Here is a 16,932-nt window from a genome sequence, read left to right as displayed (position 1 = left end):
GTATAGCCAAATTTAAATGTATGATATGTATACAATAAAAGAAGGGGAACCCAAAAAGCAATTCCCCTTTCTTACTTAAGTATATCAAATTATTGGCGATTAAAAACTACCTGTATTCACGTTTTCTGGACGATCTACAGGTTTTATTAACTTTCCGCCCTTTTCATCTATAAGATTCGCTTTACCATTTACTTCAATAGAAACGCTTTTCACGCCTTTCTTTTCTGTTAAAGATAAAACTAATGACTTCAATACGTAATTTGAAATCATATTTTTATCTGGGTTTATAAATATATTTTCATTAAAGTTTAATGTAAGATTTCCATCTTGTAATTTCGGATTCGTAATGAGCTTAACTCCTGGATTGAAATCGTTCAGAAGAGATTGATGAATCGGTCCTTTTACAAGTTCATCTACAATTGCTGCATAATCATTTTCTTTTCCTTCTACAACGCGGCGTGTTACTGGTACGTAGTATTGCTGTTTATTATTATTTTGTGCCATAAAATAAAGTGTTACTGGTTTTGTATTTGTTACATCCGCTACTTGCTCATCATCGAAGTTAATACCGTTCGCACGGCTCACCCCTTCACCAAGCGGTGTACCACCAACAGGCATCTTCGCTAATTTTTCACCATTTATTTGGAACTGCACTTGTTTTATTTCTTTAAATTGCGTCAACGTCCATGCAATAGATTCAACGATTTGACGTTCTTCCTCTTTTGCATAGTTTTTCATTTCTTTAGAAAAATCAATGACTGCCGTCCCATCTTTTTTCAAGTTTAGGGTCATCGATGTATTCGCCGGAATGACTGCACGGAACCCATTCGGTAACAAATTCGTTACCGGTCCATCTTTCACAAGGTACTCTAACGTTTGCTGAATAACCTCATTTGCTTTCGGAGTAGGTATAGCTAACGTTTGCGGTACAACATAGCCATTTTTATCAACAAGGTATAGTTCTCTATTCACCGTTTGTCCTTGCTTATCTTTCTTAGATACTTCTTTCTTTCCACCCTCTGTATACGTAACTTGTTTTGGCGGATCAATTTGCTCCGTTGCTTTCTCTTGATTTATAAAGCCACACCCTGTTAGTAAAACAGCGCTCACAGTAGCACCAACAACCCATTTAAAAGTGGATTTAGGCATGCCATTCCCCCCTAAAATCTAAGTTTGTACTATTATGTATACGAGCTGTTTCATGTTTTAGAACAAGCTGTGCTCCCTATAAACAAAAAAACTCCTGATTTCTCAGGAGTTCACTTATATGAATTCTATTATTATTCTTTTTCTAAATAAATATGTTTCACATTTTCAATCGGTTGACCGAACCATTTTGATGCAATTTCTTTAAATAGACCTATTTTCCCTGTTGTTAAGAAGAGATGATCACTTTGTTCCTCTCCCTCATTCAACATTTTACTATGGTATAAAATGGTACTTACTTCACGCGCCGTTTCATCACCAGAACTAATGAGTTGCACTTTATCTCCCATTACTTGTTTAATAACAGGACCTAAAATTGGATAATGTGTACAACCTAAAATAAGCGTATCAATATCAGTGTTTTTCAGCGGTTGCAACGTTTCTCTTACAACTTCATACGCCATTTCACTTTCGAAATTACCGCTCTCTACAAGCTCAACAAAAGGTGGACACGCTAAACTTTCTACCATAACACGATTATTAATAGACTTTAACGCTTCCTCGTATGCACCACTTTTCACCGTTCCAATCGTTCCAATAATCCCAACATGATACGTGTTTGTCATTTTTAAAGCTGTACGTGATCCTGGGTGAATAACTCCTACCACTGGAATTGGTAATTGTTTCTGCATCTCTTCTAATACAACTGCAGTTGCTGTATTACATGCAATAACTAACATTTTGATATTTAAATCTAGTAAATGCTCCGTCATTTCCCACGTAAATTGACGCACTTCTTCTCGAGAACGTGGACCATAAGGGCAACGTGCTGTATCCCCTAAATATATAATGCGCTCTTTCGGCAACTGACGAATTAATTCCTTCGCCACTGTTAAACCGCCAACTCCTGAATCGATAACACCGATTGCTCTATTCAACTTCATCACCCGTTTTCTCATTCATCATCTTATTTTATCATTATATTTTTCACACTTTAAGTTCGCTCACTTAAACTGCTTCTATATGAAAATTTTCATTTGTACCTGTATAGACTAGGACCTTTTTTATTTTGCTCCTTTTTTTCATAATTTGCAAGACAGAAAAATAACCGACCTTCTATATGAAAGTCGGTTTCTTCTATAATAAAGTACATCTTTAATGCTCCATCTTTTTTTGGAAAGAAGACATTCCTATTAATAAAAAGAAATGGGCAGAAATTAACATGACGATTAAAATAAAATTGAAACGATAACTATTTGTAGATTCCATAATTTTGCTCGCAACAGCTGGTCCAAATGCCATACCGAAAAAGTTAATTAAATTATATAAGCCAAGACCGACTCCAACTTTAGCTGCATGTAATGTTTTCGGTATAAATGTGTTCAATGATACTTGAATGGCAGAATAACTCATAAATGTCAAAATAATCGCCAATACAATAACGACTATACTTCCATTCGGAATAAACCCTAAAATTAAAAAGCCAACAATCATAATGACAGACGCTACATAAATCATATTCACATTTCCAAACGAAGGAACAATTTTCCCCGTAATAAAACTAGACACAATACCAAAGAGTGATGCAACAAATAATACAATTCCGATAACAAACGGAGACAATCCGTGCTCTCTTCCTAACAGTAATGGCAACAATAATAAATTAGCACATAACGCCACATTAATTATAAATCCGACTGTTATTAAACGAAGAAATGCTTTGTTCGAAAACAACTCAATATCGATAAATGGATGCTCCGCTTTCTTCATACGAACCGTGAATAAAAATAAAGAAATTATCGATAACACAAATAGCCAACTATTCATATTGACACCTAATAAAACAGTCGTAATGAATGCAAATAGTAACGCCGCTCCAATGTAATCAAAATGAAACGCTTCATCCGTGTGCCGTGCTTCTTCTGGCATAAATTTTATAAGCAAGAAAATCCCCACTACTGAAATAACCATAAATAAAAATAAATATGGCCACCCTAGTGTATTTGTAATAGCCCCGCCAACTAAAGGGCCAATACCTACTGCTAATGCAATAGAAGAACTAATCATCGCTAACGCACCAGGCTTCTTATGAGGAACAACTAATTTGGCCACTGCAATCATACTAAGCGCAATAAACGCTGCACCCCCGCTCGCTTGCACTAATCTTGCAAGAATGGTAATCACATAAGATTGATTCATAAATCCAATAATAGAACCCAATACAAATATGATAATCGAAATAATTAATAGTTTTTTTACACTGTAACGATCAGCAAGCTTCCCATATATCATTGAACCAATACCGACAACTAAAGAATAACCTACTACAACCCAACTTACTTTCGATTGACTAATAGATAAATCATGAGCAATATCCTCTAACGCAACATTAAATAAAACCGCATTCATCGGTCCTAATAAAACGATAAAACATAATGTGAAAACAAACCATTTTGAATGATTACTTATATCTTCCCCCATGTGTAACACCTCTCCTGATTGTAGTAATTGAAAACGAAAAATGAAGTTGTTTAGCTCTTCTATTATCACTAGACAACTTCATCAAATGTATACATTTATCGCGCGACAAATTGAATTTGAAACGAAACATGTACGTTGTTCGATATTCATGGAACTATCATAGTTTCAGCATTATAGTTTGTCAACGAAAAAATATACAAAGTAAACTAATTTAGTGTTTTTAGTTTACTTTGTTCGAAAATTGTTATACACTAATTTCGAATCCGATATAAGGAGGACTGACATGGTTATTCAGATTTGCAATTTTTAACTTAATAAAATAATGAACTTATATATAGAAGAAACATTATAGGAGGATTATGATGAAGAAAAAAATGTTAGTTGTATTAACGAGCGTTGAAAAATATCCAAATTTAAATCGAGCTACTGGCCTTTGGCTTGGTGAAGCTGTTCATTTCGTTAAAAAAGTTGAAGAAGCTGGTTACGAAGTAGATTATATTAGCCCACAAGGTGGTTATACACCGATTGATCCGCATAGTTTAGCAATGGCGGAGAGCATCGATTGGGAATGGTATCAAAAGAAAGAATTTATGAATCACCTCGGTTCTACACTGAAACCAAGTGAGGTGAATCCAGAAGACTATGCTGTTATTTATTACGCAGGTGGTCACGGTGTGATTTGGGACTTCCCTGAAAATAAAGAACTCCAAATGATTAGCCGTAGCATTTATGAAAATGGCGGAATTGTTTCCTCTGTTTGTCACGGAGCTGCTGGTTTATTTCATATTACATTAAGTAATGGGGAACGTTTAATTAGCGGTAAAAAAGTAACAGGATTCTCAAATGAAGAGGAAAAACTAGCTGAATTAGATCAATTCGTTCCATTTTTAACAGAAGATGAACTTATTAAAAATGGAGGGCTTTACGAAAAAGCTACACAGCCTTGGGAAGCTTTCGCCGTAGAAGATAACCGTGTTATCACTGGTCAAAACCCAGCTTCAGGTGGTCCAGTAGCTGAATTAGTATTACAACACTTAAAAAAGAACATGTAATAAAAAAAGCAGATTTTCCATTCATATAGGAAAATCTGCTTTTTTACGAAATCATTTGTAAAATAGCCATAACTTCTTTTTCAATTTCAGAATCATCAATCGCTTCTATATACTCCGGTTTAAACAGTTGATACTTCTTTAGTTGATAAAAATCAAGTATCGCTTTCTTTAACGTAATATCGTACTGAATACAAAAAGAATGATCTATAATACGTCTTAACATCACATCATCTTGCACCATAAATAATTGTGCGTTCATCTTATTAAAGTAGCCTTGTTCCATACCAGCTTCAAAAAACATTTGCAAATTATGATTACGATTTTGTTGTGCAGCGACTAACTGATCAGATAAGTGCGGATATGCCTCTTTCAAATCTTGTAAAAAGACATCAGAAATGTATGTCACACATTTTAAAGAGTGAATAAACGTCTTTTGGAAACGTTCTGCAAAAGACATACTTTCATCTTGATTATCCGCATCCCCTTCAAGAAGGTAGTTCATAAAATCTTCTACCACAGCTTCAATAATCTCATCTTTTGAAGAAAAACGTTTATATAAAGTAGCTTTACTAATATCCATATACTTCGCAATTTCATCTATTTTCAATTGACTAAAACTCGTTTTTCTAATAACGGGCTTTATTTTATTAATATAAGTATTTGCACACGCAACTTTTCTCATTAAAAGAGCCTCCCCTTTTGTCCATACAAAATAGTATAGCAAATTCACGATTAATTATAAATGAAGTCACTATACTCAATACATCTTTTTAGTTTAAAGAGTCATTTATGCTATAGAAAAAATGCCCGCTACCTTTATGAGTAACGAGCACTTTTTCTATACTTTATTTATAACTCTTCTTATAGCTTTCCCTATTTCCATACTAGACTGCGGATTTTGCCCTGTAATTAAACGCCCATCTACTACGACGTGCGGCGTAAAATTTGGAGCAACATAAAACAAAGCCCCTTCTTCTTTCAATTTACTTTCTAACAAAAACGGCACTCGCTTTTCTAAATGTACAGCTTTTTCCTCATCATTTGTATAACCTGTTATATGCTTACCCGCACTAAAAAACGAGCCGTCCTTATTTTTCACACCGACTAAAGAACTTACTCCGTGACACACAGCCGCTACAATTCGGTTGTTGTTGTACATATTCACAATTAAATTTGCAACATATGGATTACCTGGAAAATCTACAATCGCCCCGTGTCCACCACCAAATAAAACTGCATCATAATCCGAAAAATGAACCGTTGAGATCGACTTCGTATTTTGCAATAAAGAAGCGACATGCTTAAATTCACGAGGTATCCCGTTCGGAATAGAAACTCTATCAATCGGCACTCTACCGCCCTGTATCGACACAATATCAACATCGAACTTAGCTTTTTTAAACAAATTATAAGGAGCTGCGAGCTCTTCCAGCCACAAACCAGTCGGGTGTCCATTCATATCATGAGCGCTTGTTGAAACTAACAATATCCTTTTCAACATATCCCCTCCTTACTACCTATTTATGTATGGAGTGTTCTTATCATTCATATAGAACAAGAAACAGACAGAAAAATAGCCGACTCTTCATTTAAAAGTCGGCTTTCTTTTTATAACTCGAGCTCTCCCATGCGAAGAAGCTCAACAACTGCTTGTGAACGTCCTTTAACCCCTAGCTTTTGCATTGCGTTTGAGATGTGGTTACGAACTGTCTTTTCACTGATAAAAAGTTCACCTGCAATTTCCTTCGTTGTTTTATCTTGAACCAGTAATTCAAATACTTCTCTCTCTCTCTTTGTGAGTAAAGGTTTAGATTGATACGCTTTTTCCTTCAACTGGTATAACCCTCCTTGCTTAAGCCAGAGCTGTGTATGTGTAAGTTGGGTGTTTATTTAGTCAAGATATTGTATGAACGAAATGTGCGGGTGGTGAATGAAAATGGGCTTTATTTCACATGTTATTTTAGACTTTTATACAGTGCAGACACTCCTTGCATCCACTCACTTTTCAGTACGCCATATTTGTTCTAGTAAAATGCTAACAACGGTACCTACGAACAAACCATTTCCAAATATATATTGTATAACAGACGGTAAGGACTGGAGCGCTCCAGACGGTAGAAACATAACGCCGCTGCCAAATAATACTGCAACGCCTAAAATTGTTATATTCCTTTCATTAAGCTCCACTTGTTTTATATTATTGAATCCAATTCCAATTAGCTGTACGAATGAAGCCATTAAAACCGCAGAAGCGACAGCGGATGGTAAAGATGCTAAATAACGAATAATACTTGGGAACATCGACATTACGACTAGTAACATACATGCTAGTAAGAACGATCGTATATATTTTTGTTTCGTTAAACGTATAAATCCTGCCGTTGCTGGTAACGGCACGACACCTACAGTTGAAAATACGGAAGAGATGATATGTGAAATCCCTCCAACCCATGTTCCATCTTTCAACTGTTTTTGTTCAATAGTCGCTTTATGAATAGTTGCTTGATTAATCGCTATAATAGCTGCCACTGTATTTGAAACTAAAATACATACCATAACGAAACTCGATACAGCCATACCTGTATTCCATTTTGGAAGTCCCCAAGCAAATATTTGCGGAAGTTGCACAAAATGAGTTACTTGAGCTGGAATCGTCACTTTTCCTGCAATGAGAAAAAGAATCCATCCACTAATTAATCCTATTAAAACTGCATAACTTTTGACAAAACCTTTTCCAAAATTAGATAGTATAATAACGAACAGAAATATACTAAAAGCGATCATTGCTGTAAATCCGTCGATTTGAGAAACAGTAGCAGTAATTCCTAGCATTCCTTTTAAAAATACACCGCTTAATTGTAAGCATAATAAAAGTAAAAACGTCCCTGTCACAAGCGGCGTAAACAAAAATAAAATACGTCCTATAAAACCAGTTACCCCTAACCCTATTAAAATAACACCGGAAATTATCATTCCTAATTCTAAAATTTGCAATGTACTATGTAATTGATCTTGTCCGGCCGTTGCGTAAGCAAGTACGGTAAATACTCCAACCCAAGATCCAGCTGGCCCATCCGCAATTGGCAGCCTATGCCCAACCCACCCTTGTAAAAAAGATGATATACCAACTACAAAAAATGTACGCTGCATTAAATAAAATATGTCTTCCGTCGTAAGATGAAATAATCCGCCAACGACAATTGGTAATGCGATTGAATTCGCTAATAAAAATATAAACCATTGCAAAGTTCCCATAATATGATTTTGATTATGTTGATTGTCCAAATTTTTCATCCTTCCTAGTAACCTATAAGAAATATATTTCAAACATAAAAAAGAAGAGTTCTATACTCACAATTAGAACCCTCCTCAAAACATTTAAACGATTCTTTTACACAAGATTATTAAATTTAACCTCACTTAAACTTCCAACAACAATATTTCCTTTATGCACGACTAAATGCTTCTCTGTTTGACGCGCTACTGCTTCAGCGACGCATGTTGCATTCGTCAAAACAAAACTCGCTTCATCTCCTACATTCGGCCAAGCTCGCTTCCCTTCACTGTTTAACGTTTCTTTTCCTCCCGTAATAAAGCGAAGTGCTTTTCCTAACGATCTTTCATCACTCCATCCAAAACGTTCCGCTAATCGATTTGCCTTTTGCAACATATCACCTGTTCCAAACGGTGACCAATGATCTGTAATACTATCATTTCCTAATGAAACTTTCACACCTTTTTTATCTAATAATGGAATTGGGATTACTTGTTTCCCAATTGGTACTGTTGAAGTAATATCAATGTGTAAAGCTGCTAGTCTTTCCGCCACTTCTTCAGCTTCTTTATCTGTAACACCACCAAGTCCAAGCGCATGACTAATCGTTACGCGACCTTGCCATCCCGCTTCTTCTGTTAAACTTGCCAATCTCTTCATCGTAAACGTCCCAAGATTATTCGCATCATGCAGATGAATATCAACGTCCGCATTAAATTCTACTGCGATATCCATAATGGTATGTAATGATTTTTCAATATCATTATCCACTGTAGCTGGATCCACTCCACCGACTAGATGCGCACCCATACGCATCGCATCTTTCACAAGTTGCACAGAATTACTGCGCAATAATCCATGTTGCGGAAAAGCAACAATTCTACCAAAAACCTGTTTTTTATATGTTTCCAACGCCGCTAACGTCGCCTCCAAATTACCAAGTCCAATAATCGGATCAACATTACAATGCGTTCTTATATTCGTTGCACCATTTTGAAGCAATAACGCTAGCATATTTTCCGCCCTATCTTGAGCAGTTGCTAATTGCTTCGGTAAAATTTCCTCTTCTTCATGAAAACGTGTAAAAATACTTTCTGCTGGCATACAAGCTTTCCAAGGACCACTATAATATGTTTTATCAATATGAATATGCATCTCTTCGAAAGCAGGCAAAATTAATAAACGATTGGCATCAAAAATTGATACCCCTTCCTCTTGAATAGCCCCTGCTATCATTTTTTTAATTCTTCCATCTTCAATGAGTAAACTACATAACTCTGTTTCTGTTTGAGAAATTCTACCCTCTTCATATGTATACCCTGATTCAAGCATTACATTAGTCAGCCAATATACTGTCATCTCTATCCCTCCCACCCTTTATTGAAACTCACCTCATGATATAATTTTAATATCTGCTGAAAATTAAGACAATTAATACGACTGTTTTCTAAAAAAAATGTAATACAACCTCATAGTCTTCTCATAAATTTCCATATAGAATAGAAGTATATAGCTTGTCATAAAAAGGAGTGGATTGGAAGATGTCAAAAAGGTTATGTAAATCCGAAACTGATAAAATGCTATTTGGTATATGCGGTGGTTTAGGAGAATATTTTGATATTAGCTCTACTCTCATTCGCATACTTTGGGTCATTGCTGTTTTATGTTTTGGGACAGGGTTTTTAGTTTATTTTATTTGTTTATTACTTATGCCACGCTCTTACTAATAACTTTCTTTCATATATTTGAGCATAGCGTATAAAAAATCCCCTATAGATTTTCTATAGGGGATTTTTTTCATGAAGAATATTTCATCGTCAAATGTAATACGGCTACTTCATCTTCTTCATTCTTATAACTATGTTTCTTATTCGCTTCAAATTGAATCGAGTCGAACTCATTTAATTCGTATACATCGCTTTCTACTTGAATCGATACTTTCCCTTTCATTACCGTTACAAGCTCAATAGCACCTTCATGATGCGCTTCTGGTTCATATATACTATTCGATCGTAAACAAGCACGGTGCATTTCCATCCCCGTTTCTTTCGTATAACGGAACATTGTTTCTAAATGCCATGCTTGTCCTACATCTACTGCAAATCCTTCTCCGCAGCGCGCAACAGCTACAGGTTCTCCAACAACCATCAATCTCGATAAAGGAATTGATAATCCTTTCGTTATTTTCCAAATGACGGCTAACGTCGGATTCGTTTCGCCTCTTTCAATCTTTCCTAACGTTAATTTACTAACTCCTGTTTTTTGAGCTAATTCTTCTAAACTTAATTTTTGCTCATTTCGAATTTGTCTTAATAACTGACCTACTTGCTGAATGACTTCTTTCGTTTGCATATCTTCATGTTCTTTCATCTATAAAACCACCTTAAAATATAAAATAGTTTACTTTTATAAAAATAAAGTATATTATACTATACATATTCTTCGAATTTCGAAAGGAGTGCTATACTTCATGCGCGCAATTTTATTAGGTCTTTTATCATCAGCCTTTTTTTCCGCAACCTTTATTATTAATCGAGCGATGAATGTATCTGGAACGAGCTGGGCTTGGACAGCTTCCTTCCGTTTTTTATTTGCTCTCCCTATTTTATTCCTTATCGTTTTATTTCGCAAAAACTTAAGGGGGTTATGGGAAGAATTAAAGAAACATCCATTGGCTTGGATCGGGTGGGGGTCTGTTGCTGGTATTGGTTTCTATTCTTTATTAAGTTTTGCAGCTGTCTTTTCTCCCGCTTGGCTCGTTGCTGGAACTTGGCAAGTTACTATATTAGCAGGTTTACTACTCTCGCCATTATTTTTCGTTAAAATAGAAACAAAATCAGGTACGAAACTTGTACGCGGAAAAATTCCACTTCGTAGTTTATATGTCGCATTATTTATTTTACTTGGTGTAATTTGTATGCAAGCAACTGCAGCAGGTCACATTACAATGACTCAGTTCATTTCAGGATTTTTACCTGTCGTGTTAGCTGCTTTCTTATATCCATTCGGTAACCGAAAAATGATGGAACTTGTTGGCGGGCGTCTTGATACATTCCAACGTGTATTAGGAATGGCAATAGGCAGTCTTCCTATAACAATTTTACTTGGTATATACGGATTTTCTACTACGGGTATTCCAACATCAAGCCAAATGCTGCAAGGATTTTTGTTAGCATTATGTTCTGGCGTTATAGCGACAATGACATTTTTCTTTGCTACTGACTTAGCCAAAGATAATCTCGCTCTACTTGGAGCTGTTGAAGCAACGCAAGCTGGAACGATGGTCTTTACCGTGCTTGGCGAAATTGTTTTCTTAAATGGTTCATTTCCTGGCGGGCTTTCCCTACTTGGAATGATTATTATTATGTTAGGAATGGTTGCAAATAGCATTTTAAACCGCTCTGTTCCAGTCGTTAAACAGAAAAAAACAGCATAAAAAAAGAGTATGGTTCTGTGACAAAGAACCATACTCTTTTTTTATTGTCCCCCTATTGCGCCTTATCAGAATAGTATTTCATTAACGGTTTATACTAAAACCTATGTTATAATACGGTTCATGCGCAACAATAGGAGGTAAATTATGTTAAAAAAAGCAATCGCTGAATTTATTGGTACATTTGTACTAGTATTATTCGGAACTGGAGTAGCTGTCATTGGCGGCGGAATTGAAGGAATTGGAACATTAGGAATCGCTATGGCTTTCGGTCTATCTATTGTGGCTATGGCATATAGCATCGGAACAATTTCTGGATGTCACATTAACCCAGCAGTATCAGTAGCTATGTTCATCAATAAAAGAATGAACGCTATGGAACTTTGTTATTATGTATTAGCTCAAATTTTAGGTGGTTTATTAGGAACTGCAACGTTAGTAACAATTTTAAAATCTGCTAAAACACCTTTAGATAATTTAGGTCAAAACGGTTTTGGAACTCTTGGTTTATCTGGAGCATTTCTAGTTGAATTTATTTTAACTTTCGTATTCATTTTAGTAATCGTTGCTGTAACAGGTAAAAAAGGAAGTTCTTCTCTAGCAGGATTAGTAATTGGTTTCACATTAGTTTTAGTTCACTTATTAGGTATTCCGTTAACTGGAACTTCTGTTAACCCAGCTCGTAGTATCGCACCAGCTTTATTCGCTGGCGGAGAGGCACTTTCTCAACTATGGGTATTCATCGTTGCACCAATTGTTGGTGGTATCGTAGCAGCTATCGTAGGTAAATTCATTTTAAATACTGAAAAATAAAATTTTCAATATTTCTAAATAAAAAAGGCGAGCCCTCATTATGAGGATGCTCGCTTTTTTACTCTTTCATTTTAGACTTTAAATTTGTAACTAATTGATCTACTGTTACATTTGCAAGTACATTTTCCATCGCTTCTTGCGCTTGCATTAAAATAATTTCTAATACTGATTGAATATTAGCTCCTACTGGACATTCAATGTTGGGATTTTCATGGAAGGAAAATAGCTGTCCTTCTTCTACAACTTCCACTGCTTTATATACATCAAGTAATGTAATTTCTTCTAAATCACGAGCAAGTGTCGTACCACCTTTACCAGCTTGTACATCAACAAGTCCTGCTCTCTTCAACATCCCTGTAATGCGACGAATCACAACTGGATTTGTATTCACACTACCGGCAATCCATTCAGAGGTACAGCGAGAGTTTCGATCTATCGCAAGTAATGTCAACATATGAACACCTACTGTAAAACGACTACTAATTCCCATCTGCACACCCTCCTTTTTATTCATTCTATTAAAAGACGACTCTTATTATTATATACTATTTTTAATTTATACATAAAGAAAAAGCATGATTTCAACAGGAAATCATGCTTTTCTCTCATTATTGACGCTTTATAAATTTCGCTAAATCTTTAAATTTTACTTTGTCTGAGTAATTCATTACACCATTTACGTAAATGCGACTTGCAAGCATATTGACGATAGCAATAGTCACCAATAAAATGACTAAAGTCACAATAATCTCTACAGTTCCTGCTTCACCCGCTACAAGCCTTGAAAATGTAACCATAGGTGTAAAGAATGGAATATACGAACTAACTACAGCTAATGTACTATTAGGATCAAATAGTGATTTAATACTAATGAAAAATGCTGCTATACCTAACATTGTAATTGGGAACGAAAGAGATTGCACATCCTCAATTTTTGATACAACAGCACCAACCGCTGCATATAACATTGCATATAGTAAGTAGCCTGTAACAAAATATACAACGAACATACTAATTACTACAGCATCCAACTTGGAAAAGTCTAGTACAAGTCCTACTAAAGATGCATTTTCTAGGTCTACCCAACCTAATAAATACGGTACAAGAAAACCGAGAGAAGCAGTAATAAGTAATAGTAAAGCACTAGAAACAATTGCTAAAATTTTAGCATGTAGCATTGTTAATGGTTTTACTTTCGGAAGCATTAACTCCATAACACGGGATGATTTTTCGGATGCTATCGTCGTCCCAATTGCAGTTCCAAACACAATAATAAACATATATAAAGCAAACGAGAAAACATAGCCAATTCCAAAGGAAGATGCATGATCTTTTACCGCCTCTTGCTTTAACGGAATTTCCATCTGTAACTGTTTTGCTACTTCGGCAGATACGTTATTTTTTTCAATCATTACCGCTGTATACTGTTCCTTCAAATAACTTGCCATAAGTGTAGCCGTTGATTGACTCGGAAAACCACTATACATATACGTCACTTCTGGGATACCATTCTTTTCTGTAATACGGAATAAACCGTCTAAATCCCCATCTTCTACTTGCTTACGTAGTTTATTAAACTTATCCTTGTTTTCTACCGTTACTTTAGCAGACGGAAGTAACTTTGTTATATCACTTTCTTGCACTTTATACGTATCGCTTTCTGTTACTACAGCAAATTTATCTTTTCCTTTATCGTTATCAGCTGTGAAATGATTAAATGCGAAAAGCCCAAACACAACTAAAAACAAAATCGCACTCGTAATTAATGATTTTTTAGATAAAAACGCTTCTCTAAAATAAAATGAAAATACATGTGAAAATTTACGCATCGTTATTTCGCCCTCTCTACAAAGATTTCGTTTAACGTCGGCTCTAACATTTTAAATTGTCGTAAGGTAATACCTTGTTCTTGTAATTGTTGTAAAATGTTTAGAGCTTCTGCATCGTCTTGTACTTTCACATAAAGAAGGCCTTGTTGTTTTTCATACGATACATGAATAGCTTTTAATCCCTTCTCATTCTCTTCTGTATCTTCAATCGTTAAATTACGGAAACCATATTCTTTTTTAATATCACTTAATTGACCTTTTACGACTGCTTCACCTTTTTTCAAAATACATACATGTTGGCAAAAAGCCTCCACTTGTTCCATGCGATGACTAGATAAAATAATTGTCTTTCCGTTCTGTACTTGTTCTTCAATAATGCTAGCTAACATCCCCGCATTCACTGGATCCAGTCCGCTAAATGGCTCATCTAAAATGAGAAGTTCAGGGTTATGAAGAAGAGCAGCAATTAATTGGATTTTTTGCTGGTTCCCTTTTGAAAGCTCTCCTGCCGTTTTAAATTTATATTCCGGTATTGCTAATCGATCTAACCAGTGATCAATAGCAAGATCTACTTCTTTTTTCGTCATGCCTTCTAATCTGCCAAAATATCGCAACTGGTCTACTACTCTACTTTTTGTATATAAGCCTCTTTCTTCTGGTAAGTACCCTATCGTTACTCCACTAGTCCCAAATGATTTTCCATCCCATGTAATAGACCCTTCATTAGGCGTTAATAATCCGAGAAGCATTTTGATTGTCGTTGTTTTTCCTGCACCGTTTCGTCCAAGCAATCCTAACACTTCACCTTTTGGTAATGAAATTTGCAAGCCGTTAACTGCTTTTGATTCCCCAAATTGTTTCGTTAAGTTTTGAATTTGTAAACTCAAAGTATAAAGCCTCCCCTTTACTATCATTCATACTCTCTTTCAAAGACTATGTTTATACAAGATAAAATATAGCACTACACTTTATCCTCTTAATATGTAACACCGCCTTAATCCATCATTTGTTCTATTTAGTTAAAATTGTAAATATTATCGTACGATTTGTCAATTATTATTGTCATTTCGACAATTAAACTTGTCAAAATAATTCCCATCATTTTTTCTCATCTTTCTAATATAGGACATACTACTACATATACAAAAGACAATATGCAAATGTTCATAAAAAAATTTTATATTTTAATATATAATATAAGATGATTTTTTAACATCAAGGAGGATACATATGAAGATGAAGAGGGGCATTACCACTTTATTATCTGTAGCGGTTCTATCTACATCGCTTGTAGCATGTTCAGGAACGCAAGAGAAAACAGTGGCGAAAGAAGAGAAAGTAAAATTAACAGACCAGCAATTAATGGCTGATTTATGGTATCAAACAGCCGGTGAAACGAAAGCATTGTACTACCAAGGATACAATATCGGTCAATTGAAGCTTGATGCAGCTCTTGCAAAAGGAACCGAGAAAAAACCCGCTATCGTACTTGATTTAGATGAAACTGTTTTAGATAACAGTCCTCATCAAGCAATGAGCGTAAAAACAGGAAAAGGCTATCCGTATAAATGGGATGATTGGATTAATAAGGCTGAAGCTGAGGCCCTTCCAGGTGCAATTGATTTCTTAAAATATACAGAGTCTAAAGGTGTAGATATTTACTACATCTCAAATCGTAAAACAAACCAACTAGATGCAACAATTAAAAACCTTGAGCGTGTAGGCGCTCCTCAAGCAACGAAAGAACATATATTACTACAAGACCCGAAAGAAAAAGGAAAAGAAAAACGCCGTGAACTCGTTTCTCAAACACATGATATCGTTTTATTCTTTGGTGATAACTTATCTGACTTCACTGGTTTTGATGGAAAGTCTGTAAAGGACCGAAACCAAGCAGTCTCAGATTCAAAAGCACAATTTGGGGAGAAATTTATTATTTTCCCAAATCCAATGTATGGCGATTGGGAAGGCGCTTTATATGATTATGATTTCAAAAAATCAGATGCAGAAAAAGATAAAATCCGCCATGACAACTTAAAATCATTTGATGCAAAATAAAAGAGGATGGCATGTGCCATCCTCTTTTATTGCAAATTTCTCGTTAAAGGTAAAATAAACACTTCTACACGTCTATTTTTCGCTTTTCCTTCTTGCGTATCATTTGGAGCAATTGACCGGTATTCTCCGTAACCAACTGCACTAAATTTTCCTGGTTGTAATTCTTTATTTTGCAGTAATACTTGCATAAAATTAACTGCCCGCTGCGTACTTAATTCCCAGTTCGATGCAAATTGCGCATTTGCAATAGGAACATTATCTGTATGTCCAGATACTGTGATTTCACGAGGTGATGCTGAAACAAGTAAATTAGACATTTCTTTCGCAATACTTAACGATTCTAATTTTACGTCCGCTTTCCCAGAATCAAATAGTACATTTTCTAATATCGTTACCTTCAATCCCTTTTCTGTTAAATCAGTTTTAAAAGAAGAAGATAATCGATTTTCCTCAATATACTTATCAATACCTTTTTGTACCGCTTTTAATTCGTTCATTTCTTGTTGCTTTACTTCAGCTTCAGCATTCTTTTTAATCTTCTCAGACTCTAAACTACTTGCTGATAATTCCTTTTCATCATTTGGCTTCTGATCACTTAAAAATTCTTTGTTACCTGTTCCACCAGCTAATTCACTTCGAAAAGCAACAGCCATCTGTTTAAACTTAGCAGCATCTATACTGCTCATTGCGAATAAAACGATGAACAATGCAAACAACAACGTTAACATATCAGAATAAGGGATTAGCCAAGTTTCATCGATATGTTCTTCGTGTTTTTTCTTTTTACTTCTTCTATTTTTTTTACTCCGCATTTTTTTCTGCCCCTTTTTCAAGCTTTTTGCGCTC

The 16,932-nt window shown here is 35.3% G+C and carries 18 protein-coding genes; 5 read left to right on the top strand and 13 right to left on the bottom strand.

The features are described from left to right. Positions 1 to 99: 99 nt before the first annotated feature. The 3 genes from gerM to MR083_RS16360 form a co-directional block, all read right to left on the bottom strand. Positions 100 to 1,149, bottom strand: a complete 1,050-nt coding sequence (gene gerM / locus MR083_RS16370) for a spore germination protein GerM (protein ID WP_001126762.1) — start codon at positions 1,147 to 1,149, stop codon at positions 100 to 102. Between the two features lie 131 nt (positions 1,150 to 1,280). After that, a complete protein-coding gene (racE, locus tag MR083_RS16365) occupies positions 1,281 to 2,090 on the bottom strand; it encodes a glutamate racemase (protein ID WP_000773996.1) in 810 nt (269 codons plus the stop codon). 211 nt (positions 2,091 to 2,301) lie between these two features. Continuing rightward, positions 2,302 to 3,627, bottom strand: coding sequence for an MFS transporter (locus MR083_RS16360; RefSeq protein WP_000503387.1), 1,326 nt, complete (start codon positions 3,625 to 3,627; stop codon positions 2,302 to 2,304). A gap of 362 nt (positions 3,628 to 3,989) precedes the next feature. Here MR083_RS16360 and MR083_RS16355 point away from each other — a divergent pair, with 362 nt between their 5' ends. Beyond that, on the top strand, positions 3,990 to 4,679 hold the full coding sequence (locus MR083_RS16355; RefSeq protein WP_242269589.1) for a type 1 glutamine amidotransferase domain-containing protein: 690 nt from the start codon (positions 3,990 to 3,992) through the stop codon (positions 4,677 to 4,679). 43 nt (positions 4,680 to 4,722) lie between these two features. Here MR083_RS16355 and MR083_RS16350 read toward each other — a convergent pair whose 3' ends face one another. The 5 genes from MR083_RS16350 to MR083_RS16330 all read right to left on the bottom strand — a co-directional run bounded on the left by MR083_RS16350 (position 4,723) and on the right by MR083_RS16330 (position 9,312). Next, positions 4,723 to 5,361: a TetR/AcrR family transcriptional regulator gene (locus tag MR083_RS16350; protein ID WP_001233021.1), complete on the bottom strand. Its 639-nt coding sequence runs from the start codon at positions 5,359 to 5,361 to the stop codon at positions 4,723 to 4,725. Between the two features lie 156 nt (positions 5,362 to 5,517). Continuing rightward, a complete protein-coding gene (locus MR083_RS16345; protein WP_000919615.1) occupies positions 5,518 to 6,180 on the bottom strand; it encodes a type 1 glutamine amidotransferase domain-containing protein in 663 nt (220 codons plus the stop codon). 107 nt (positions 6,181 to 6,287) lie between these two features. Then, entirely contained in the window at positions 6,288 to 6,512 is a 225-nt protein-coding gene (gene gerE / locus MR083_RS16340) for a spore germination transcription factor GerE (RefSeq protein WP_000659484.1), read from the bottom strand. A 165-nt stretch (positions 6,513 to 6,677) separates the two neighbouring features. After that, entirely contained in the window at positions 6,678 to 7,973 is a 1,296-nt protein-coding gene (locus MR083_RS16335) for a purine/pyrimidine permease (RefSeq protein ID WP_041184706.1), read from the bottom strand. A gap of 97 nt (positions 7,974 to 8,070) precedes the next feature. Further along, positions 8,071 to 9,312 (bottom strand): amidohydrolase family protein, encoded by a 1,242-nt coding sequence (locus MR083_RS16330; RefSeq protein WP_242269588.1) that lies wholly within the window; start codon positions 9,310 to 9,312, stop codon positions 8,071 to 8,073. A gap of 182 nt (positions 9,313 to 9,494) precedes the next feature. Here MR083_RS16330 and MR083_RS16325 point away from each other — a divergent pair, with 182 nt between their 5' ends. After that, complete coding sequence (locus MR083_RS16325; RefSeq protein ID WP_000044337.1) at positions 9,495 to 9,680, top strand: PspC domain-containing protein; 186 nt, start codon at positions 9,495 to 9,497, stop codon at positions 9,678 to 9,680. A gap of 70 nt (positions 9,681 to 9,750) precedes the next feature. Here the strand turns inward: MR083_RS16325 and MR083_RS16320 are convergent, their stop codons facing one another. Continuing rightward, positions 9,751 to 10,323 carry a helix-turn-helix domain-containing protein gene (locus MR083_RS16320; RefSeq protein ID WP_000658051.1) on the bottom strand — a complete coding sequence of 191 codons (573 nt, stop codon included), beginning with the start codon at positions 10,321 to 10,323 and terminating at the stop codon, positions 9,751 to 9,753. Positions 10,324 to 10,423: 100 nt separating this feature from the next. On the opposite strand from MR083_RS16320, the gene MR083_RS16315 reads away from it, so the two are divergent. Further along, positions 10,424 to 11,389, top strand: coding sequence for a DMT family transporter (locus MR083_RS16315; RefSeq protein ID WP_014893494.1), 966 nt, complete (start codon positions 10,424 to 10,426; stop codon positions 11,387 to 11,389). Between the two features lie 144 nt (positions 11,390 to 11,533). Beyond that, the gene (locus tag MR083_RS16310) at positions 11,534 to 12,199 is read left to right on the top strand and encodes an MIP/aquaporin family protein (RefSeq protein WP_000913200.1); all 666 of its coding nucleotides are present in this window, start codon (positions 11,534 to 11,536) and stop codon (positions 12,197 to 12,199) included. Between the two features lie 58 nt (positions 12,200 to 12,257). Here MR083_RS16310 and MR083_RS16305 read toward each other — a convergent pair whose 3' ends face one another. The 3 genes from MR083_RS16305 to MR083_RS16295 form a co-directional block, all read right to left on the bottom strand. Further along, on the bottom strand, positions 12,258 to 12,689 hold the full coding sequence (locus MR083_RS16305) for an Rrf2 family transcriptional regulator (RefSeq protein ID WP_000512998.1): 432 nt from the start codon (positions 12,687 to 12,689) through the stop codon (positions 12,258 to 12,260). Between the two features lie 118 nt (positions 12,690 to 12,807). After that, positions 12,808 to 14,028, bottom strand: a complete 1,221-nt coding sequence (locus MR083_RS16300; protein ID WP_001224998.1) for an ABC transporter permease — start codon at positions 14,026 to 14,028, stop codon at positions 12,808 to 12,810. Between the two features lie 2 nt (positions 14,029 to 14,030). Continuing rightward, a complete protein-coding gene (locus MR083_RS16295; RefSeq protein ID WP_000058127.1) occupies positions 14,031 to 14,915 on the bottom strand; it encodes an ABC transporter ATP-binding protein in 885 nt (294 codons plus the stop codon). A gap of 343 nt (positions 14,916 to 15,258) precedes the next feature. Between MR083_RS16295 and MR083_RS16290 the strand changes: the two genes are divergently transcribed. Beyond that, a complete protein-coding gene (locus MR083_RS16290; protein WP_000782777.1) occupies positions 15,259 to 16,086 on the top strand; it encodes a 5'-nucleotidase, lipoprotein e(P4) family in 828 nt (275 codons plus the stop codon). Between the two features lie 26 nt (positions 16,087 to 16,112). Here MR083_RS16290 and motB read toward each other — a convergent pair whose 3' ends face one another. Continuing rightward, entirely contained in the window at positions 16,113 to 16,898 is a 786-nt protein-coding gene (motB, locus tag MR083_RS16285; RefSeq protein ID WP_001256752.1) for a flagellar motor protein MotB, read from the bottom strand. Positions 16,899 to 16,932: the final 34 nt, after the last annotated feature.

The organism is Bacillus cereus group sp. BfR-BA-01408 (genome assembly GCF_022663305.1).
Lineage (GTDB): Bacteria > Bacillota > Bacilli > Bacillales > Bacillaceae_G > Bacillus_A > Bacillus_A pacificus.
The sequence above is the reverse complement of the archived record's forward strand: the minus strand, read 5'-3'. Positions and strand labels throughout refer to the sequence as shown.